This is a genomic window from Nonomuraea wenchangensis (assembly GCF_900111685.1).
GTDB lineage: Bacteria > Actinomycetota > Actinomycetes > Streptosporangiales > Streptosporangiaceae > Nonomuraea > Nonomuraea wenchangensis.
In genome coordinates this window covers 1-20024 of sequence record NZ_FOHX01000007.1, presented here as the reverse complement: position 1 = coordinate 20024, position 20024 = coordinate 1, and the positions used below count along the sequence as shown (strand labels likewise).

Genomic DNA, 20024 nt, shown 5'->3' with positions numbered 1-20024 from the left:
TGAAGGGGGCGGACATGCCGGAGGGGCTTGCGGCGATCCTCGCGGGGGCGGTGCCGCAGGTCTGCCCCGCGGCGGTGGCGATGATCGCCGTGGACGGCGACGTCGCCGCCACGGCCGCCACGGGCGAGCTGGTCCGCTACACCGGCGCGGACGGCGCACTGGCCGCCGAGCGCCCGCCGGTACGGCACGACTCGATCTTCGACCTGGCCTCGGTCAGCAAGCTGTTCACCACGGTCGTGCTGCTCTCCCTCGCCGAGGAGGGCCGGCTGGCGCTGGACGAGCCGGCCGCCGCGCTGGTCCCCGGCCTCGACCCCCGGATCACCCCGCGCCGGCTGCTCACGCACACCGCGGGCCTGCCGCCCGGCCGCCGCGTCGACCGGGAACTGCCGGACGCCTCCGCCGCCGAGCGCATGGCGGCGATCTGGCGCACGCCGCCGGCCCACCCGGTCGGCGGCCCCTACCTCTACAGCGACATCGGCATGATCATGGCGGGCGGGCTCGCCGAGCTGGCCGGGGGCGCGCCGCTCGACGTGCTCGTCCGCGAGCGCGTCACCGAGGTGCTCGGCCTGGCCGACACCGGCTACGGGCCCCGCGACCCCGCCCGCGTCGCCGCCACCGAGTGCAAGGCAGGGCGTCCCGGGGCCGGCTGCGTACGCGGCGAGGTGCACGACGAGACCTCCTGGGCCCTCGGCGGCGTCACGGGCCACGCGGGGGTGTTCGCCACCGCCGCCGACCTGCTGGCCTTCGGCGAGACGCTGCGCCGCGGCGGCGGCCCGATGCTGCGGCCGGAGAGCGTGGCCGAGCTGACCCGCGACCAGGGCGCGACGGGCGCGCCCTTCCGCCACGGGCTCGGCGTGCGCCTCGACGACCCGGCCATCGTCGGGCCGCTGAGCGGCGCCTACGGCCACTCGGGCTTCACCGGCACGTCCCTCGTCGTGGACCCGGCCCGCCGCCTCACCGTGGTGCTGCTCACCAACGCCGTCCACCCCGTACGGGGCCGCGACGGCATCCGCGAGCTGCGCCACGCCGTCGCCGCCGAGGCCCTGCGCCTGGCCACCTGAGCAACCCGGCGCTTCGGCGCATAGCGTGGAAATATGGCAGTGCAGCTGAACCACACCATCGTCGCGGCCCGCGACCGTGACGCGACCGCCGCCTTCCTCACCGAGGTCCTCGGGCTGGAGCCCGCGCCCGTCTACGGCCCCTTCCGGGTCGTCTCGCTAGGCAACGGCGTCTCGCTGGACGTGGCCCAGACCGACGGGCCGGTGACCGCCCAGCACTACGCGTTCCTGGTGAGCGAGGAGGAGTTCGACCGGATCTGGGAGCGCATCAAGGAGCGGGGGCTGACGTACTGGGCCGATCCGCACCACCGGCGGCCCGGCGAGATCAACACCAACGACGGCGGGCGCGGCCTCTACTGGTCCGATCCCGACGGCCACAATCTGGAGATCATCACCGTCCCGTACGGCGGGGGCTAGGGAGCCAGCGCCTCCAGCGCCTCCTCCGCGCGGCGCGCGGCCTCCCCGGCGTCGAGGCCGACGAACTCCGGATCGAAGTTGAGGTCGTGGAAGACGTCGGTCACGCCGGCCGCGGCGAGCGCGTCCACGTCGGCGCGGATCTTGTCGTACGGGCCGGTGAGCGGCCGCTCGCCGGGCTTGGGCCTGACCCGCGTGACGCCGCGGCAGACGAACCGGAACCCGGCCGCGTCCCGCCCCGACGCGGCCAGCTCCGCCTTGATCAGCTCGATCCGCTCGGCGATGGCCGACAGGTCCTCCCTGCTGGAGCTCACCCACCCGTCGGCCAGCCGGGCGGCCCGGCGCAGCGCCACCTCGGCGGTGCCGCCGAGCAGGATCGGCGGCGGCCCCGGCGCCGGCTTGGGGTCGACGTGCGACGCAGGCACCCGGTAGAAGGCGCCCTCGTGCTCGACCGGGTCGTCGTTCCACACCTTGCGCAGCACCTCGACGAACTCCTCGCCCCGCCGCCCGCGCCCCTCGAACGCCACGCCGGCCGCCGTGAACTCCTCCGGCAGCCACCCGAGCCCGATCCCCGCGGTGAGCCGCCCGCCGGAGAGCGTCTGCAGCGTGGCGAGCTGCTTGGCCAGCACCACGGGTTGCGCGTACGCGTTGAGCACGGCCACCGCGAGCCCGATCCGCCCGGTCACCCCCGACAGGTGCGCCAGCGTCACCACGGGATCCTGCACGCTCCGGTAGGTCGGCCCCATCTCGTGCCCCACGGGGTAGAGCAGGCGCTGGAACGTCCAGAGGTCGTGGTAGCCGAGCTCCTCGGCGCGGACGGCGACCCGGCGCAGGTTGTCCGGTGTGGCCCAGGCGCCTGACTGCGGTACGGCGAAACCTGTTCTCATGCTCCCAGTCTGACCGACCGCTTTGCCGCCAATAGTCTTTACCCCGTGGGTCTCAAGGAGGAGCTGGCCGAAATCGCCGCCGGCTACGGCGGCACGGGCGCGCCCGTGTTACATCCGACGCGTACGGACGTGGTCGTGCTGCGCAGGGGCGAGGTGGTGGTCAAGGCCCACTCGGCCCGCGACGACGCGGAGGAGCTGCGCGTACGGTTACGGGCCGCCGCCTCCCCCGCCGTGAGCGCGGTCATGCTGGCCCCGCTCGACCCCGAGGTGCTGACGGTCGCCGGGCGCGCGGTCACCGTGTGGCCCGCCGGGCAGCCCGTCCGTCAGGACGACCTCGACCACGCGCCCTGGGAGGAGGGGGCCAGGCTGCTGGCCGCGCTGCACGCCGTGCCGCTCACGCTGATGCCCGCGCTGCCCGCCGCGGGAGGGCCGGCGCGGGCCGCCCGCGCCGTCGGCAGGATGAGCGGCGACGGGCCGGTGGAGGCGCTGGTGCGGCGGGCGTTCAAGGAGCTGCCCGCGCCCGCGCCCACCCTTGGGCCCGTCACCGGGCTGCTCACGCACGGCGACTGGCATCTCGGGCAGCTCGTCCGGCGCGACCGCTGGCTGCTCATCGACGTCGACGACCTGGGCGTCGGCGACCAGGCGTGGGACCTGGCCCGGCCGGCCGCCTGGTATGCCGCCGGCCTCCTGGACCCGGCCGTGTGGCAGCGGTTCCTGGGCGCCTACCTGGCGGCGGGCGGTCCCGCGCTGGGCGGCGGCGACCCGTGGGCGCGGCTCGACGTCCCGGCGCGGGCGCTGACCGTGCAGCTCGCCGCCGTGGCCGTGGTCAACGCCGGGCGCGAGGCCCGGGAACTCGACGATGTCGAACATTCGTTGATCGAGGCGTGCAGCCGAATCGTCAGAGCGTAGGCGGGTTGCGCGCGGTAGGTTTCATCCGAGACCTGAAAGCCAAGGAGAGCGACTTCGATGCAGTGCCCCAAGTGCCGCGGGAACATGCGGACCTATGAGCGCAACGGCGTCCACATCGAGCAGTGCGACAACTGCCGCGGGATCTTCCTCGACTACGGCGAGCTGGAGACCCTGACCAGGATGGAGTCGCAGTACCACGCGGCTCCCCCGCCGCCGCCGGCCCCCGGGCCGGCCTGGGGCGCGCCGCACGGCGGCTACCACCACGGCCACCACCGCCAGCGCAGCTGGGTGGGCATGCTGTTCTCCACCTGATCGGGTGCGGGCCGCGTCCTCCTGCGGAGGCGCGGCCCCCCGGCCGGTCAGCCGGGGAAGGACTCCGGGTCGACCGGGGCGGTGCGGGCGTTGCCGCCCGTGATGGCGTGCAGCGTGACGCGCCAGTCGTGCCAGCGGATCTGCGTGGCCGTGACCGTCGTCCTGAACGTCACCGACTTCTGGAACCTCTCGAAGCTGCACTGCCGGGTGAACGCCTTGTTCCGGCCGTCCCAGTCCACGCCGTGCGTGAAGTAGATCTTGTACGAGCCGTCCCGCACGCCCTTCACCTTGAACTTGGCCTTGCGGCGTACGTACACACTGAACGCCTTGCTCTTGCCGCGCATCACGGTCACCACCGCGTCCCTGGTGGCGCCGTTGTCGATCTCCAGCGAGCTGCGCCCGCCGAACGATCCCCTGCGGACGAACGAGCCGTTGCCGAGCCGCCGGGTCTGCTTGCGTGCCGCCTTCACCTCCACCACGTCGGCCGGGTAGCCGCCGGCCTTCTGCAGCGCCTCCCCCGCCTCGTCCAGCGCCTTGAGCTTGGCGCCGAGGTCGGCGAGCACGGCCGAGGGGGTGCACAGGGCGCGCGCGCCGACCTTGCCGCTCGTGGTGCCGAGCGCGGTGACGAAGTCCTGCAGCCTGGTGACGTACGCGTCGTGCTGCGGGCGGACCTCGGCCGGGGGGACCAGCGCGGCCAGCGACTCGGCCGCGCCGGCCAGCGTCTCCTCGGCCTTGGTGACCCGCTGGTCGAGCGCCTTGACCCCGCGTGCCCCCGCGAGCGAGCTGATCGCGTCGGCCATCGGCTTGTGCCTGCCGTCGAGCTCGGCCTTGTAAGCCTCGGGAGTGAGCGCGCTCGCGCTCGGCGCGGCCGAGGCCGAGCCGTTGTCGCCACCGGTCCCGCCGGTGCCGCCGGCGACGCCGGAGACCGTGGACGAGCCGCCTTCGGGGGTCGGCGCGGCGGAGGAGCAGGCGCCGAGTGTGAGGGTCGCGAGTGCGAGAACACACGAGATCAAACGGGGTGAAGCCACCTGCCACACTATCGCCCGGTTGCTCCCTGCCCGTCAATCGGAGCCCTCTCCGGTCACACCTCCGTCAGCCCTCTCTCCCGGTCCTGGACCAGCCGCCGGGTGATGCCGATCGTCTCCAGGAACGGCAGGTCGTGGCTCGCCACGATCAGCGCGCCCCGGTAGGCGCCCAGAGCCTCGGCGAGCCGGCGGACACTCGCCAGATCGAGATTGTTGGTCGGCTCGTCCAGCAGGAGGAGCTGCGGCGGCGGCTCGGCCGACAGCAGCGCGGCCAGCGTGGCGCGGAAACGCTCGCCGCCCGACAGCGTGCCGACGGCCTGCGCGGCCCGCTCGCCGCGGAACAGGAAACGCGCGAGCCGGGAGCGTACCTCGTTGACCGACGCCGAGGGCGCGACGGCCCGGACGTTGTCGATGATGCTGAGCGCGTCGTCGAGCAGGTCGAGCCGCTGCGGCAGGTAGCGGACCGGCACGGCCGCGCCCTCGCCGGCGGCGATGCGCTTGAGCAGGGTCGTCTTGCCCGAGCCGTTCCGCCCGAGCAGCGCGATCCGTTCGGGGCCGCGGACGACCAGCGTCTCCAGCGGCACGAACTCCTCGTCTTCGTCCGTCTCCTGCCGGGACTCCGGGAGGGGGCGGGCGAGCGCGAGGCTCAGGACCGTGCGGCCGGACGGGACCTCGGTGCCCGGCAGCTCGATCCTGATCTCCGCGTCGTCCCGCACCGCCTGCTCGGCCTCGCCCAGCCGCTCGCGCGCCTCCTCCAGCTTCTCCTCGTGCAGGGTCCGCTGCTTGCCCGCGGTGGCCTGCGCCTTGCGCTTGAGCCCGTTGGCGACGATCTTCGGCGCCCTGTTGTTCGCGGCGGCCTTCTTGCCGGCCCGGATGTTCCTGTCGATCCTGATCCGCGCCTCGACGAGCTCGCGCTGCTGCCGCCGCACCTCGCCCTCGGCGACGCGTACGGTCCGCAGCGCGGCCTCCTGCTCGGCGGCGGCCTGCTCCTCGTAGTCCGTGAGGTTGCCGCCGTAGAAGCGCACGCCGCCGTCGCGCAGCTCGGCGACCTGGTCGACGAGCTCCAGCAGCGCCCGGTCGTGGCTGACCACGACGAGGACCCCGGGCCAGGCGGTCACGGCGGCGTACAGCCGCTCGCGGGCGTCCAGGTCGAGGTTGTTGGTGGGCTCGTCGAGCAGCAGCACGTCGGGCCGCTTGAGCAGCTGGGCGGCGAGCGCGACCATGACGGTCTCGCCGCCGGACAGCGTGCCGACCGTGCGGTCCAGCCCGAGATGGGCCAGGCCGAGCCGGTCGAGCTCGGCCCGAGCGCGCTCCTCGACGTCCCAGTCGTCACCGATCGTGGTGAAGTGCTCCTCGGCGACGTCGCCGCTCTCGACGGCGTGCAGCGCGGCCCGCTTCCCGCTGATCTCCAGCAGGTCGGAGACGGTACGGGCGGCGATGAGCGGCACGTTCTGCGGCAGGTATCCCACCTCCCCCGAGACGGTGACCGAGCCGGACCGCGGGGCCAGCTCGCGGGCGATGATCTTCAAAAGGGTGGACTTGCCCGACCCGTTGACCCCGATCAGGCCGGTACGGCCCGCGGGGAAGGCGGCGTCGAGCCCGTCGAGCACCCGGGTGCCGTCCGGCCAGGCGAAGCTGACACGGTCGACGACGATGGAAAAAGGCATGGAGCGGCTCCCAGCACAAAAGTCGAAATCTTGCGACGAACTTCGTGACAGGCGGGGAACACCGCAGACGCGCGACACATGGAAGCCGGGGCCGAGCCCGCGACGGAGGGGCGAAGAGATCGCCGAGAGGTCCAGGTGAGCGCGCGTCAGGCCCGTGACAGGGCGGAACGGCGCGGTGCCCGCGACCTCAGATCCTCACGTCAACTGCCCCCGTGGGTCGGCGATAAGACCGTTCCAGGTTAGGGGATCACCTGGAGCGGAGGCAACCGTGGATCAGTGGAGCGAGCCGCCGGTCTCCTTCAGGTCCTCGGTGGTGGTGACCGCCGCGGACACGATCGCCGTCAGCGCCTCGGCGATGGACCGGGCCGGCATCGACGGCTTGTCGCCGTCCGGGACCTGCTCGGGCAGGTAGGGCACGTGCACGAAGCCGCCGCGCCGTCCCGGCCTGCCGGACTCCAGGTGGTGCATCAGCCCGTAGAAGACGTGGTTGCAGAGGTAGGTGCCCGCCGTGTGCGAGACGGACGCCGGCAGCCCGGCGTCGCGGACGGCGGCCACGCACGCCTTCACCGGGAGGGTGGAGAAGTACGCCGCAGGGCCGTCCGCGACGATGGGCTCGTCCACGGGCTGGACGCCCTTATTGTCCGGGATCCTGGCGTCGTCGAGATTGACGGCGACGCGCTCGATCGTCATGCCGGCCCTCCCGCCCGCCTGCCCCACACAGATGACGACCTCCGCGCCGGACTCCTCGACGGCGGCGCGCAGCCGTACGAGGGCGTCGTGGAAGACCACCGGCAGCAGCGCCGTGCTCAGCGACACCCCGTCCGGCGGCGCGGCCTCGGCCAGCCGCACCGCCTGCCACGACGGATTGACGGCGGAGCCGCCGAACGGCTCGAATCCGGTGAGCAGCACGCGCATCGGGGATTTCCTCTCGGGTGCGGGGGAAGGGGCGGGGAGGCCAGGAGAGCGAACACCATGATGGCCCACGTGCGGCCGGCGCCGGCGAAGCAGGCTGTAAGTGTTGAACTGAACAAGGTCCTTACCTCAGGTTGGAATCATGCACCCCGGACACCGGCACGACCCCCTCGCCCTGACCGTCGTCTCCTCCCACCGCACCTCCGACGGCCTGGTGTGCTATCTCCGCTGCGCCTGCGGCGCGTGGGAGGTCCGCACCCCGGGCACGGTCGCCGCGGTCCAGCCGCGGCGCCGGACCGTCGACTGATCGCGGCCTCCCGGCCTAGAGTCTGCACAACCGCACCTCTGGAGGCCAGGCATGTCGAGCATCCCCGCCCTGTTACGCGACCGGATCGCGGCCACCCCCGACGCCGAGGCGTACCGCGTGCCCACCGACGACGGCTGGGAGTCGTTGTCGTGGCGCGAGGTGGGCGAGCGCGTGCGCGGGCTGGCCCTCGGCCTGGCGGCACTGGGAGCCGGCCCCGGCAGACGGGTGTCCATCCTGTGCTCGACCCGGCTTGAGTGGATCCTCACCGACCTCGCCGTGCTGGCGACCGGCGCCGCCACGACGACGATCTACCCGTCCAACACGGCCGCCGAGGCGGCCTTCGTCATCACCGACTCCGGCAGCACCATCGTCGTGGCCGAGAACGACGAGCAGGTGGCCAAGCTGCGCTCGGTCCGGGAGGAGCTGCCCGGCGTCACGCGGGTGATCGTCGTCGACGGCTCCGCCGGCGACGACGAGTGGGTGGTGCCGCTCGACTCGGTGACCGGCGAGGGCGACTACGACGCCATGGTGGACGCCATCACCGAGGACGACCTGGCCACCCTCATCTACACCTCCGGCACCACCGGCCGGCCCAAGGGCGTGGAGCTCACCCACGACAACTGGCTGTACGCCGCCGACGCGGTCCGGCAGCTCGGCCTCATCTCCCCCGCCGACCTGCACTTCCTCTGGCTGCCGCTGTCGCACTCGTTCGGCAAGCTGCTGGAGGTCGTGATGATCGGCATCGGCGTGCCGACCGCGATCGACGGCCGGCTCGACAAGATCGCCGACAACCTCGGGGTGGTGCGGCCGACCATCATGGCCGCCGCGCCGCGCATCTTCGAGAAGATCCACAACACCGTGGTCGCGTCCATGCGGCGCGAGGGCGGCGCGAAGCTGCGCATCTTCGAATGGGCGCGCAGGACCGGCATCCGGGTCAGCCGGGCCCGCCAGCGCGGCGCCAGCCTGCCGCTCACCACCCGCGCCGAGTACGCGCTGGCCGACCGGCTCGTCTTCGCCAAGCTGAGGGAGCGGTTCGGCGGCCGGGTCCGCTACTTCATCTCCGGCGCCGCCCCGCTCAACACCGACATCGCCGAGTTCTTCGACGCCGCCGGCCTGACGATCCTCGAAGGATACGGGCTGACCGAGTCGTCGGCGGGCAGCTTCCTCAACCGGCCCGACGCGCCGCGCTTCGGCACGGTGGGCCCGCCGCTGCCCGGCACCGAGGTGCGCATCGCCGACGACGGCGAGATCCTCATCGGCGGGCGCGGGGTCATGCGCGGCTACCACGGGCTGCCCGAGGAGACGGCGGCGGCGCTGGAGGACGGCTGGCTGCGCACGGGCGACATCGGCGAGCTGGACGAGGCCGGCCGGCTGCGCATCACCGACAGGAAGAAGGAGCTGATCAAGACCTCCGGCGGCAAGTACGTCGCGCCGACCCATCTGGAGGGCTCGATCAAGGCGGCCTGCCCGTACGTGTCGCACGTGTTCGTCCACGGCGACCGGCGCAACTACGTCACCGCCCTGGTCACGCTCGACATGGACGTGGTCGCGCCGTGGGCGGCGGCCGAGTCGCTGCCGGCCGACGCCGAGGCGCTGCGCGAGCACCCGCGCATGCGCGAGGAGATCCAGAAGGCGGTCGACCAGGTCAACGCCGACCAGGCCAGCTACGCGACGGTCAAGAAGTTCGCGATCCTCGCCGAGGACTTCACCGTGGAGACCGGCGAGCTGACCGCGAGCCTCAAGATCCGCCGCAAGATCGTCGAGGAGCGCCACGGCAAGACCCTGGACGGCTTCTACGACGGCTGAGCACGTACCGGGGGCCGGTCACAACACACGATCGGCCCCCGGCAGCCGCCGGACCAGGAAGGCCAGCCCCCAGCACAGGGGCAGCGCCGGCACCAGCATGATCAGGAACTTGACCGCGGCGGGCGCGGACAGCCAGCGCAGCGCCCAGCCGAGTCCGACCAGCACGAGCGGGTGGACGACGTAGACGGCGTAGGCGTGCCGGGACAGGAACCGGCCGCGGGGCCCCTGCCGGTTCCACCGCTCGCGGAACCACACGGTCAGCCCGATGATCATGCCGACCGCGAAGACCGACTGCCACACGCTCATCGCGGCCGAGGCCAGCGGCCCCGTGCCGAGCGCCACCGGCATGAGCGCCACCGTGGCGGCCCCGGCCGCGCCGAAGCCCAGCCGCGACGCCCGCACCGGCAGCGTCTCGAACCAGCCGCGCCGGTGGGCGACGCAGCCCAGCACGAACATGGCCGCGTACTGCGGCATGAAGTCCGGCGTCGGCAGCCCCAGCACGTAGGTGCCGGTGGGCACCGGGATCCGCCACAGGATCGTGGCCGCCGCCAGCCCCAGCGTGAACAGCACGATCCACCGCGTGCGCAGCGGGGCCGGGCGGGCGGGGAGCGGCGCGCGCAGCGCCCGCCAGCCGGCGTAGGCGAGCGCGAAGACGATCAGCACCTCGGCGAACCACATCGGGCCCGCGTCCCAGGTGTCGAGGTAGTGCTGCCAGTAGGGGACCTGCCTGTCCTCTGTCAGGTAGCCCCCGAGCCCGACCAGCGGTCGCAGCAGCGCGACGTAGGCGAGCAGCGGGATGCCGAGCCGGAGCAGCCGGTCGACGACGAACCGGCCCGCGCCCTTGCGGTCGTAGGAGCCCGGGGTGAAGAAGCCGGAGATGAGGAAGAAGAACCCCATGAAGAACGCCTGGTTCATGACCAGCAGGACGTCCAGCAGGAAGCCCGAGGGGTCCTGGGCGGGCTCGCTGTAGTACCAGAGCGGGATGTGGGAGTAGGTGATGGCGGCGTGGTGCACGACCACCAGCACGGTGAGCACGACGCGTAAGTTGTCGAGGGCGAGGATCCTGGTGGTGGTGGCCGTGGTGCCGGTGGCCTCGGTCTTCATGTCACACATGCCCTTTCGAGAAGGTCGGCGAGCTGGCGGGCGTGCTCGTCCAGGTCGTGCTCGGGGTGCACGACCCAGTAGCCGAACATCGCGTCCACGGCGGCGGAGTGGGTGACGGCCATCACCCGGACGTCGAAGTCGCGGAACTCCCCGGCGGCCTGGCCGGCGCGGTAGATGTCCTCCAGGCTCCGGTAGATCTCCTCGTTGGTCCTGATGCCGAAGCGGGCCCTGCCGTCGGCGTCGCGCAGGTTGCCGAAGATCTCGCCCAGCGCCTTGAGCCCCTTGCGCTGGCCCCGCATGTAGGCGGCGACGGACAGCACGTGCGTGCGCAGCAGCTCCCTCGGCGACTCGACGCCCTTCATCGCGGCCAGGACGTGCTCGGCGATGGCGCCGTAGGTGACCACGACGACCTCGGTCATCAGCTCCTCCTTGCCGGCGAAGTGGTAGGAGATCAGCCCCTTGCTGATGCCGGCGTGCCTGGCGATGCGCGCCAGGGACGCCTGGGCGAACCCGACGTCGGCGATCACGTCGATGGCCGCGGCCACGATCTGAGCCCTCCGGGCGTCCTCGATGAACGACCGCGTCTTCTGACCAGTTGGCTCATTTTCTGATCGCATGGCCAAAATCTAGCACGCGCGGCCAGGAAGCGCGCGCCGGTGAGCTCACGCGGGACGGCGGCGTCCTTGTCTCAGGAGGTGGCAGGGTCTCAGGAGGTGGCAGGGCCGCCTTCGCCTCAGCAGGGCCGCCTTCGCCTCAGCAGGGCCGCCTTCGCCTCAGCAGGGCCGCCTTCGCCTCAGCAGGGGCGCTTGAAGACCGAGAGGAGCCGGTCGGCGGCGAGCGCCGGGGTCAGCGTGCCGTCCAGGATCTGCCGCTCCACCTCGTCCTTGATGGCGGCCACCTCGGGGTCGTCGCGCAGCTCGGCCAGCAGCCGCTCGCGGACCATCGTCCACGTCCAGCCGACCTGCTGGGCCCGGCGCTTGGTGGGCAGGTCGATCGACTCCTGGTGCGCCACGACGTGCCGCCACAGCTTCTCCAGGCCGTCGCCGGTCAGTCCGCTGCAGGTCAGCACGGGCGGCGGGGTGCTGTCGGAGCGCAGCATGCGCAGCGCGCCGGCCAGCTCCCTGGCCGCCTTCTTGGCCGGGAGCTGGTACTCGCCGTCGGCCTTGTTGACCGCGATCACGTCGGCCAGCTCCAGCACGCCCTTCTTGATGCCCTGGAGCTGGTCACCGGTACGGGCCAGCGTGAGCAGCAGGAACGTGTCCACCATGTCGGCCACGGCGGTCTCCGACTGGCCGACGCCGACGGTCTCCACCAGCACCACGTCGAACCCGGCCGCCTCCACCACGACCATCGCCTCCCGGGTGGCCTTGGCCACCCCGCCCAGCGTCCCCGACGTGGGCGAGGGCCGGATGAAGGCCGCGGGATCGACGGCCAGCCGGGACATGCGCGTCTTGTCGCCGAGGATGCTGCCGCCGGTGCGGGTTGAGGACGGGTCCACGGCCAGGACGGCGACCTTGTGCCCCTCGCCGGTCAGCATCGTGCCGAACGCGTCGATGAACGTGGACTTGCCCACGCCCGGCACGCCGGACACGCCGATCCGGCGGGCGCGGCCGGTGAGCGGGGTGAGCTCGACGAGCAGCCGCTGGGCCAGGGCCATGTGGTCGGGCCTGGTGGACTCGACCAGCGTGATCGCGCGGGCGATCCACGTACGTGAGCCCGCCCGGACGCCGTCGGCGTAATCCTCCAGCGAGTGCACGCCCCGCACCTCTTTCTTCCTTTTGATCATCATGTCTTCTGACAAACGTTGACTTTGCCAGTATGGTGCTGGGGTTCCCGTCTCAGCCGTCACAGGAGTCACTCCCCTCATGCCTGATGTCGAACCGCTGCGTGCGGGCGACCCGGCTGCCGCCGGACCCTATCGGCTCGTCGGGCGGCTCGGCGCGGGGGGCCACGGCGGCGGCTACCTCGGCCGGGCGCACGACGGCAGGCCGGTCGTCGTCAAGCTGCTGCCCGAGGGGCCGGCCGACCGGGAGCGGCTGGTCAGGGCGCTGGCCGTGGCGCGGTGGATGGCGCCGCCGTCGTGCCTGGCGCGGGTGCTCGACGTGGCGACCGGCGAGCGGCCGTACGTGGTGCGCGAGTACGTGGACGGGCCCACCTTGGAGCAGGCCGCGCCCGCCCCGGCGGCGGAGCTGCCCCGGCTCGCCGCCACCGTCGCGACCGGGCTGAACGCCCTGCACCAGGCTGGCGTCGCGCATCTGGCGCTCAAGCCGGCCAACGTGCTGCTGGTGCCCGGCGGTGCGCGGGTGGCCGACTACGGGATCGCGGGGTCGTACGGGCCGGTGGCGGGCGGCGGGGGTGCGCCCGCGTATCTGGCGCCCGAGCAGGTGGCCGGGCTGCCGGGCGGCGCGCCGGCCGACGTGTTCGCCTGGGGCGCGGTGGTCGGGTTCGCGGCCACCGGAGTGCCGCCCTTCGGGGACGGCTCCCCGGCCGAGGTCGCCGAGCGGGTGCTGCGCGGCGAGCCGCGGCTGGACGGGCTGCCCGTTCCCTTGCGCGAGGTGGTGACCGCCTGCCTGGCCAAGGATCCGGCGGCCCGGCCGACCATGCGTGAAGTGCTCCTGCGCCTCACCGGCGCCACCCCCGCCCCTGACGACGACTTCGCCACCCCAGCCGCCACCCAGGACTTCCGCCCCCCGAGCATCCCCCTCCGAGCACCACACACCCCACCCCCGGACCCACACACCTTGCCCCTGGATCCCCACCTCCCGCATCGAGATCCACCCGGCCCGCTCGCGGCGCCGGGTGATCCCTCGCCGATGGCGGAGAGCCCGCTCCGGGCGACGGATACCGGGACGCTCCTGGTGCGGCCCTTCGCGGCCTCCGCGCATCCCGGTCAGGCGCGGGCGACCGCTCCCCCCGCCGACTGGATGGCGTTCCACCGCGCCGGGCAGCCGCGGGTCGAGGACGGGCAGCGGTCGGCGTTCGTGGACGTCCTCGTCACCGGCGACGCCCCGGCTGCTCCCAGGAGCAGGGGAAGGCGTGTCAAGATGGCGCTCATCACGACCGTCTCGGGCATCCTCGTGCCGGTCCTGGCCGCCGCGATCGTCTGGCTCACCCCCGCCGAGCCTCCGCCCTCCGCGCCCGCCGCCGCCCCGCCGGAGAGCAGCCGCGCCACCGACCCGGGCCCCGCCCGCCTCCAGGTCACCCGCCTGCGCCCGTACGGCACCAGGAACGACGGCGACGCCGGCTGCTGGGCTCCCGGCGAGGTCACCGTACGGGCTCTGGCGGCCCGCACCGGCGGCCCGCTGACCATCCGCTACGCATGGCTGGTCGACGGCGCGCCCGCGGGCGCGACCGCCTCCACGCTCATCCCCGGGAACGGCCAGCGCTACCTGACCTCACCGCGGGCCCTGACGGCGGACCCGCCGCCCGAGGGCGCCACGCGCCGCGTCACGCTACGCATCACGTCCCCGGTCGTCGTCCAGCGGTCGGTCACGCTCACGCTGTGCGCCGCCGGCTGAGCTGCTCCAGCAGGCCGAGCGCGGCGTCGGCGATCACCGTGCCCGGCGGGAAGATCGCGGACGCGCCCGCGGCACGCAGCTCGTCGTGGTCGCCGGGCGGGATGACGCCGCCGACCACGATCATGATGTCGCCGGCGTCGAGTCCGGCCAGCGCCTCGCGCAGTGCGGGCACCAGCGTCAGGTGCCCGGCGGCCAGCGAGGACACGCCGACCACGTGCACGTCGGCCTCCACGGCCTGACGCGCGACCTCCTCCGGCGTCTGGAACAGCGGGCCGACGTCCACGTCGAAGCCGAGGTCGGCGAAGGCCGTCGCGATCACCTTCTGGCCGCGGTCGTGCCCGTCCTGGCCCATCTTGGCGACCAGGATGCGCGGACGACGCCCCTCGGCCCGCTCGAATTCGGCGCAGGCGCGGCGCGCGCGCTCGATGTTCTCGGCGGGGCCGGACTCGTCGCGGTACACCCCTGAAATGGTACGGACCCGCTCGGCGTGCCGCCCGAACACCCGCTCCAGCGCCTCGGAGATCTCCCCCACCGTCGCCTTGGCGCGGGCGGCGTCCACCGACAGTTTGAGCAGGTTGTGCTCCAGCCCCGGCCGCGGATCGGCGGCGGCCGCGGTGAGCGCGTCCAGAGCGCGCCGTACCGCGTCGGCGTCCCGCTCGGCCCGCAGCCGGGCCAGCTTCTCCAGTTGCCGGCCGCGGACCGCGCTGTTGTCGACCTTGAGCACGTCGATGACCTGGTCGTCGCCGGTCCGGTACTTGTTGACGCCGATCACCGGCTGCCGCCCGGAGTCGATGCGGGCCTGCGCGCGGGCGGCGGCCTCCTCGATCCGCAGCTTCGGCAGCCCGGCCTCGATGGCCTTGGCCATGCCGCCGGCCGCCTCGACCTCCTCGATGTGCTGCCAGGCCCGCTCGGCGAGGTCGTGGGTGAGCCGTTCGACGTAGTAGGAGCCGCCCCACGGATCGATGACGCGGGTGGTGCCGGACTCCTGCTGGAGCAGGAGCTGGGTGTTGCGGGCGATGCGCGCGGAGAAGTCGCTGGGCAGCGCGAGGGCCTCGTCCAGGGCGTTGGTGTGCAGCGACTGGGTGTGGCCCTGCGTGGCCGCCATCGCCTCGACGCAGGTGCGGGCCACGTTGTTGAACACGTCCTGCGCGGTGAGCGACCAGCCGGAGGTCTGGCTGTGCGTACGCAGCGCCAGCGACTTGGGGTTCTCGGCGCCCATGTCCCTGACGATGCGGCTCCACAACAGCCGCGCGGCGCGGAGCTTGGCGACCTCCATGAAGAAGTTCATGCCGATGCACCAGAAGAACGACAGCCGCGGCGCGAACGCGTCGATGTCGAGCCCGGCCGCGACCCCGGCCCGCAGGTACTCCATGCCGTCGGCCAGGGTGTAGGCCAGCTCCAGGTCGCAGGTGGCCCCGGCCTCCTGGATGTGGTAGCCGGAGATGCTGATGGAGTTGAACTTCGGCATCTTCTCGCTGGTGTAGGCGAAGATGTCGGAGATGATGCGCATCGAGGGGGCCGGCGGATAGATGTAGGTGTTGCGGACCATGAACTCCTTGAGGATGTCGTTCTGGATGGTCCCCGTGAGCTGCTCCGGCTTCACCCCCTGCTCCTCCGCGGCCACGATGTAGAGGGCCAGGATGGGCAGGACGGCACCGTTCATGGTCATCGACACCGACATACGGTCGAGCGGGATCCCGTCGAAGAGCTGACGCATGTCGTAGATGGAGTCGATGGCGACCCCGGCCATGCCGACGTCGCCCGCCACGCGCGGGTGGTCGGAGTCGTAGCCGCGGTGCGTGGCCAGGTCGAACGCGACCGACAGGCCCTTCTGACCGGCCGCGAGGTTGCGCCGGTAGAAGGCGTTGGAGTCCTCGGCGGTGGAGAAACCCGCGTACTGGCGGACGGTCCACGGCTGGTTGACGTACATGGTCGGGTACGGCCCGCGCACGTACGGCGCCGCCCCGGGATATGTGCGCAGGAAGTCGAGCCCGTCGAGGTCGCCCTCGGTGTAGAGGGGTTTGACGGCGATGCCCTCCGGCGTCTCCCAGATCTCGCCGTCCGGCTCGGGCCGCCGTCCCGGCTCCTTGGCCAGGCCGTTGAGCGGTACGCAGGAGAAGTCCGGGATCATCGGGTCACCCCCAGGTCGTCGCCGAGCACGTCGTCATAGGTGGTGCGCAGCACATGGAGGGCGTCGCAGCCGGCGTGCACGGTGCCGTCCACGCCGTCCACGTCCTCGTGCCCGCCCTGGCCCGCGAGCCACACCCGCCTCGCCCCCGCCCGTCGGAGCGCGGCGGCCACGGGGGCGGCGTGCTCGGCGTACAGCCGGTCGCTGGAGCACAGGCAGGCGACGCGGGCGCCGCTGACGGCGAAGGCGGTGGCGATCTGTTCGGGGTCGGTGCCCGGCCCGGCGGTCTCGGTCGCGAAGCCACCGGCCTGGAACAGGTTGGCGGCGAACGCGGCCCGCGCCGTGTGGGCGGCGACGGGCCCGATCGTGGCGAGGAACACCTTGGGCCGCTCCGGCCGCGACTCGGCGAGGTCGCGCAGCGCCTCGAACTCCTCGGCGTAGCGCGGTGTGGCGATGCCGTTCCCGCCGCGCCGTACGGGCGGTTCCGCGAGGTCGGGGTATTCGCTGACGCCGGTGATCGGGAAGCGGCGGTGGGCGAGGTCGGCGGCGCGCCGCTCGCGGGTGGCGGCCACCCGGGCGGCGGTCAGCTCCTCGGCCGCGTCGGCGCCGCCGGCGGCCTCGATCTCCTGGAACCACGCCCACGCCCGCTCGGCGAGGTCGGCGGTGCGGCGCTCGACGTACCAGGAGCCGCCCGCGGGGTCGAGCACGCGGGCCAGGCCCGCCTCCTCCAGCAGCAGGGCCTGGGTGTTGCGGGCGATGCGGCGGGAGAAGGAGTCCGGCAGGCCGAGCGCGGCGTCGAACGGCTGCACGGTGACGGCCTCGGCCCCGCCGACCCCGGCGGCGAAGCAGGCGACGGTGGTGCGCAGCAGGTTCACGTACGGGTCGCGGACGGTCATCATGGCCGAGCTGGTGACCGCGTGCTGCCGCTGGCCGCCGTGCTCGGGCGCGCCGCACACCTCGGCGACCCTGGCCCACAACCGCCGGGCGGCGCGCAGCTTGGCGATGGTGGCGAACTGGTCGTCGGTGGCGGCGTACCGGAACTCGATCTGCCCCAGCGCCTGCTCGACCGAGAGCCCGGCCCCGGTGAGCTCGCGCAGCTCGGCCACGCCCCGCGCGATCGAGCAGCCCAGCTCGTCGGCGTCGCCACCGCCCGCGTCGTGCCAGCGGGTGGCGTCCACGGTGACGGCCCGCAGCCCCGGGAAGTCGGCGGCGCAGCGCACCGCCAGCTCCGCCCCGGCCGCGCCGGAGCCCCCCAGGTTGCCCGAGACCGCGACGCCGCGCTCGGCGGCCAGCGCGAGCAGCGCGTCCGCGGCCTCGCGGGTGCGCCCGCCCGCCTCCAGCACAACGGGGGCCAGGTCGAGCAGCACGTCCTTGAGCACGACGGCCAGCGACTCCGGCGGGATCGCGCCGTCGCCGACGACCAGCCACAACGAGGTGACGCCGTGCTCCAGGTCGGCCAGCACCGCCTCGGGGTCGGGCGCGGCGTGCCGCTGCCGGACGTCCCAGCCGGGGACGGTGCGGGTGCCCCGCACGTACGGCGGCGCGCCGGGCAGCCCGGGGTCACCGGGCAGGTCGTCCAGGTCGTAGAGGGGCGCGATCGTCAGCCCGTCGTAGGTGGAGGTGGACAGCGCCTCCTCGGGCGAGCCCGCCTCGATCCCGGACCTGCGCAGGACGGCCGCCGCCAGCTCCCGCCAGTCGTCCCGGGTCTTGGGCGTGAACCCCGCTGCGAGTTCCATGTCTCGGATAGTAGGCGGAACCGGTCGGAACCAGCACCCCAGGGGCCCCCGACACCCTGATCAGCTTTGCGGGGCCTCCCAGGTGAGCCGCCAGGTGAGCGGGCCCACCACGCCGTCGTCGGCGATGCCCTGCCGCCGCTGGAAGGCGATGCAGGCGGCGCGCGAGTCGGGACCGTACGCGCCGTCGGCGTCGAGGTCGAAGCCACGCTGCCGGATGCGGCTCTGCCAGGTGCGTACGTCCTCGCCCCGCATGACCGGCGGGTAGGACAGCAGCCGCCCGGGGAACGGCGGCGCGACCGGCCCGGACGGAGGCGGCTCCCCTCCGCCCGACGGCCGGGGCGCGCCCCGCCGCACCCAGGAGTACAAGGGCTCGCCGGGGCAGTCGGTGGAGTAGCCGTCGCGGTGCCCCTTGATCTCCTTGCCGGCGCCGCCGCGGGCGCGTACGTGCTCGACGGCGTCGAGGATGGCGTGCAGGATCTGGTCGGTGGGCTGCACGAGCCCGGTGTTGCCGACCAGGCCGAGCACCGCGTAGTGGCCGGAGTTGAGCCCGGGGCCGTTGGCGGCGGGCAGGTGGTGCAGGCCGCGCCCCTCGAACACCTTGCGGTGGGGGCAGGCCACGAAGGAGTAGCCGATGTCGACCCAGCCGTTGCCCTCCATGTGGAAGGCCTGGATGGAGCGCACCAGAGCCGCGCACGCGCCGTGGTCGCCGACGATGCCGGGCTCGACTCTGCCGCCGGTGTAGTGCACCTTCACGCCTTTGGTGGAGTCGAGCTGTGAGTAGTCGCCGCGGGGGGCGCGGGCGTTCCAGTCGCGCCGTGACACCAGGTCGATGGCCAAGACGAACTCCGAGACTAGTGCGGGGAATACTGAGCGTAACAAGGGATACGCGGACAGGTCCCGGAGTTGGCTGATTTGCCTAGGGCCGGATCACCCGGCTCTCCGTCACGATGGCGGTGATGAGGTCGCGGGGAGTGACGTCGAAGGCCGGGTTGATCGCGTCGGTGCCCTCCGGGGCGACCCGTACGCCCCTGATCGAGACGATCTCGCCGGCGCCGCGGTCCTCGATCTCGATGTGCCCGCCGGTCGGGGTGCCGGGGTCGATGGTGGACTCGGGGGCGACGACGACGAACGGGACTCCGGCGCGTTCGGCGCCGAGCGCGAGGGCGTACGAGCCGATCTTGTTGGCGGTGTCGCCGTTGGCGGCGATGCGGTCGGCGCCGATCAGCACCGCGTCCACCCCGCCCCTGGCCAGCAGGTAGGGCCCCGCCGAGTCGGCGACGAGGCGGTGCGGCGCGCCCATCCTGGCCAGCTCCCAGGTGGTGAGCCTGGCCCCCTGGAGCAGCGGCCGGGTCTCCAGCGCGAGGACCTCGGCCAGCCGGCCGCGCTCGTGCAGCGTACGGACGACGCCGAGCGCGGTGCGTGCTCGACGGCGGCGAGCGCGCCCGTGTTGCACACGGTCATGATCCGCAGCCGGTCGCCCTCCAGCAGGTCGGCGCCGCGCTCCCCCATGGCCCGGCAGGCGGCGATGTCGTCGTCGCGCAGCCGCAGCGCGGCGGCGAGCACGGCCTCCCTGCCCTCGCCGAGGCGGGCGGCGGCGCGGTCGACGCCCCAGGCGAGGTTGACGGCGGTGGGGCGGGCGGCGCGCAGCCGGGCGATCAGCTCCTGGTCGCCGTCGGCGAGCACGACGCCGAGCGCGCCGGCCACGCCGAGGGCGGGCGCGCCGCGCACGGCGAGCCGGCGGATCGCGTCGACGAGCTCGTCCACGGTGTGGACGCGCAGCGTCACGCACTTGTCGGGCAGCAGCGTCTGGTCGATCAGCTCGATCGCGCCGTCCACCCAGTCGATGGTCCTCACGGCAGAAACGTTAACGGGTCGGGCGGCCCCAAGGTCCGGCCCTAGGAGCCTTCTGATGATGTTGCTGGTCAGACTTCCGATCATGTAGGCCGAGGTTCAGGCTGGGCAGCATGATGGGGCATCGTCCCGCACGGCCGGTAGGGCCGGATGTGTGGAGCACCTGCCGGGAGCTGATCCCGGCAGGCAGCGTGTACGCGTTCTTGGCCGAGCATCGCGATGAGCTGTTTCCCGAGGAGATGTTCGCCGACCTGTACGCCGCGACCGATGGCCGGCCGAGCATCCCGCCGCAGGAACTGGCGTGTGTGCTGGTGTTGCAGGCCTTGCTGCACCACTCCGACCCGGAGGCGGCGCTGGCGCTGCGTTGTGATCTGCGGTGGAAGGCCGCCT

Annotated in this window: 19 protein-coding genes and 1 pseudogene; 8 read left to right on the top strand and 12 right to left on the bottom strand. The window is 73.2% G+C overall.

Annotation, left to right across the window (positions count from 1 at the left end; translation table 11 throughout):
- Window positions 1-14: 14 nt before the first annotated feature.
- Both BMW85_RS21670 and BMW85_RS21665 read left to right on the top strand, forming a co-directional pair.
- Entirely contained in the window at window positions 15-1061 is a 1047-nt protein-coding gene (locus BMW85_RS21670) for a serine hydrolase domain-containing protein (RefSeq protein WP_245774987.1), read from the top strand.
- A 33-nt stretch (window positions 1062-1094) separates the two neighbouring features.
- Window positions 1095-1475 carry a VOC family protein gene (locus tag BMW85_RS21665; protein WP_091084197.1) on the top strand — a complete coding sequence of 127 codons (381 nt, stop codon included), beginning with the start codon at window positions 1095-1097 and terminating at the stop codon, window positions 1473-1475.
- On the opposite strand, the gene BMW85_RS21660 is transcribed toward BMW85_RS21665, so the two are convergent.
- On the bottom strand, window positions 1472-2359 hold the full coding sequence (locus tag BMW85_RS21660; RefSeq protein ID WP_091084195.1) for a TIGR03619 family F420-dependent LLM class oxidoreductase: 888 nt from the start codon (window positions 2357-2359) through the stop codon (window positions 1472-1474). The genes BMW85_RS21665 and BMW85_RS21660 overlap by 4 nt on opposite strands.
- Before the next feature lie 45 nt (window positions 2360-2404).
- Here BMW85_RS21660 and BMW85_RS21655 point away from each other — a divergent pair, with 45 nt between their 5' ends.
- Window positions 2405-3268 carry an aminoglycoside phosphotransferase/kinase family protein gene (locus BMW85_RS21655; protein ID WP_091084192.1) on the top strand — a complete coding sequence of 288 codons (864 nt, stop codon included), beginning with the start codon at window positions 2405-2407 and terminating at the stop codon, window positions 3266-3268.
- 57 nt (window positions 3269-3325) lie between these two features.
- Entirely contained in the window at window positions 3326-3580 is a 255-nt protein-coding gene (locus BMW85_RS21650; RefSeq protein ID WP_091084190.1) for a TFIIB-type zinc ribbon-containing protein, read from the top strand.
- A gap of 47 nt (window positions 3581-3627) precedes the next feature.
- Here BMW85_RS21650 and BMW85_RS21645 read toward each other — a convergent pair whose 3' ends face one another.
- The 3 genes from BMW85_RS21645 to pcp form a co-directional block, all read right to left on the bottom strand.
- On the bottom strand, window positions 3628-4608 hold the full coding sequence (locus BMW85_RS21645) for a hypothetical protein (protein WP_143082360.1): 981 nt from the start codon (window positions 4606-4608) through the stop codon (window positions 3628-3630).
- A gap of 53 nt (window positions 4609-4661) precedes the next feature.
- Window positions 4662-6272: an ABC-F family ATP-binding cassette domain-containing protein gene (locus BMW85_RS21640; RefSeq protein WP_091084185.1), complete on the bottom strand. Its 1611-nt coding sequence runs from the start codon at window positions 6270-6272 to the stop codon at window positions 4662-4664.
- A 273-nt stretch (window positions 6273-6545) separates the two neighbouring features.
- Window positions 6546-7187: a pyroglutamyl-peptidase I gene (gene pcp, locus BMW85_RS21635; RefSeq protein WP_091084183.1), complete on the bottom strand. Its 642-nt coding sequence runs from the start codon at window positions 7185-7187 to the stop codon at window positions 6546-6548.
- A 139-nt stretch (window positions 7188-7326) separates the two neighbouring features.
- Here pcp and BMW85_RS49650 point away from each other — a divergent pair, with 139 nt between their 5' ends.
- Both BMW85_RS49650 and BMW85_RS21630 read left to right on the top strand, forming a co-directional pair.
- Window positions 7327-7491 (top strand): hypothetical protein, encoded by a 165-nt coding sequence (locus BMW85_RS49650; RefSeq protein WP_177240811.1) that lies wholly within the window; start codon window positions 7327-7329, stop codon window positions 7489-7491.
- Between the two features lie 51 nt (window positions 7492-7542).
- Window positions 7543-9297, top strand: coding sequence for an AMP-dependent synthetase/ligase (locus BMW85_RS21630; RefSeq protein ID WP_091084181.1), 1755 nt, complete (start codon window positions 7543-7545; stop codon window positions 9295-9297).
- 18 nt (window positions 9298-9315) lie between these two features.
- On the opposite strand, the gene BMW85_RS21625 is transcribed toward BMW85_RS21630, so the two are convergent.
- From BMW85_RS21625 to meaB, 3 genes are all read right to left on the bottom strand, one after another.
- Entirely contained in the window at window positions 9316-10401 is a 1086-nt protein-coding gene (locus tag BMW85_RS21625; RefSeq protein ID WP_245774986.1) for an acyltransferase family protein, read from the bottom strand.
- Window positions 10398-11018: a TetR/AcrR family transcriptional regulator gene (locus BMW85_RS21620; RefSeq protein WP_091084175.1), complete on the bottom strand. Its 621-nt coding sequence runs from the start codon at window positions 11016-11018 to the stop codon at window positions 10398-10400. Before BMW85_RS21620 ends, BMW85_RS21625 begins: the two co-directional genes overlap by 4 nt.
- A gap of 176 nt (window positions 11019-11194) precedes the next feature.
- The gene (gene meaB / locus BMW85_RS21615; protein ID WP_245774985.1) at window positions 11195-12190 is read right to left on the bottom strand and encodes a methylmalonyl Co-A mutase-associated GTPase MeaB; all 996 of its coding nucleotides are present in this window, start codon (window positions 12188-12190) and stop codon (window positions 11195-11197) included.
- 76 nt (window positions 12191-12266) lie between these two features.
- On the opposite strand from meaB, the gene BMW85_RS21610 reads away from it, so the two are divergent.
- Complete coding sequence (locus BMW85_RS21610) at window positions 12267-13919, top strand: serine/threonine-protein kinase (RefSeq protein ID WP_091084174.1); 1653 nt, start codon at window positions 12267-12269, stop codon at window positions 13917-13919.
- Here the strand turns inward: BMW85_RS21610 and scpA are convergent.
- From scpA to BMW85_RS52000, 5 genes and pseudogenes are all read right to left on the bottom strand, one after another.
- Window positions 13897-16050: a methylmalonyl-CoA mutase gene (gene scpA, locus BMW85_RS21605; RefSeq protein ID WP_091084171.1), complete on the bottom strand. Its 2154-nt coding sequence runs from the start codon at window positions 16048-16050 to the stop codon at window positions 13897-13899. The genes BMW85_RS21610 and scpA overlap by 23 nt on opposite strands.
- Window positions 16047-17783, bottom strand: a complete 1737-nt coding sequence (locus BMW85_RS21600; RefSeq protein WP_091084169.1) for a methylmalonyl-CoA mutase subunit beta — start codon at window positions 17781-17783, stop codon at window positions 16047-16049. Before BMW85_RS21600 ends, scpA begins: the two co-directional genes overlap by 4 nt.
- Window positions 17784-17843: 60 nt before the next feature.
- Window positions 17844-18620, bottom strand: coding sequence for a peptidoglycan recognition protein family protein (locus BMW85_RS21595; protein WP_091084166.1), 777 nt, complete (start codon window positions 18618-18620; stop codon window positions 17844-17846).
- A 79-nt stretch (window positions 18621-18699) separates the two neighbouring features.
- Complete coding sequence (locus tag BMW85_RS52005; RefSeq protein ID WP_281249596.1) at window positions 18700-19236, bottom strand: S-methyl-5-thioribose-1-phosphate isomerase; 537 nt, start codon at window positions 19234-19236, stop codon at window positions 18700-18702.
- A 59-nt stretch (window positions 19237-19295) separates the two neighbouring features.
- Window positions 19296-19721 (bottom strand): annotated as a pseudogene (locus BMW85_RS52000) (hypothetical protein); the annotation flags it as partial.
- Between the two features lie 26 nt (window positions 19722-19747).
- Here BMW85_RS52000 and BMW85_RS21585 point away from each other — a divergent pair.
- Window positions 19748-20024 (top strand): transposase (locus BMW85_RS21585; RefSeq protein ID WP_143082359.1); only part of this gene is annotated, 277 nt, incomplete at its 3' end.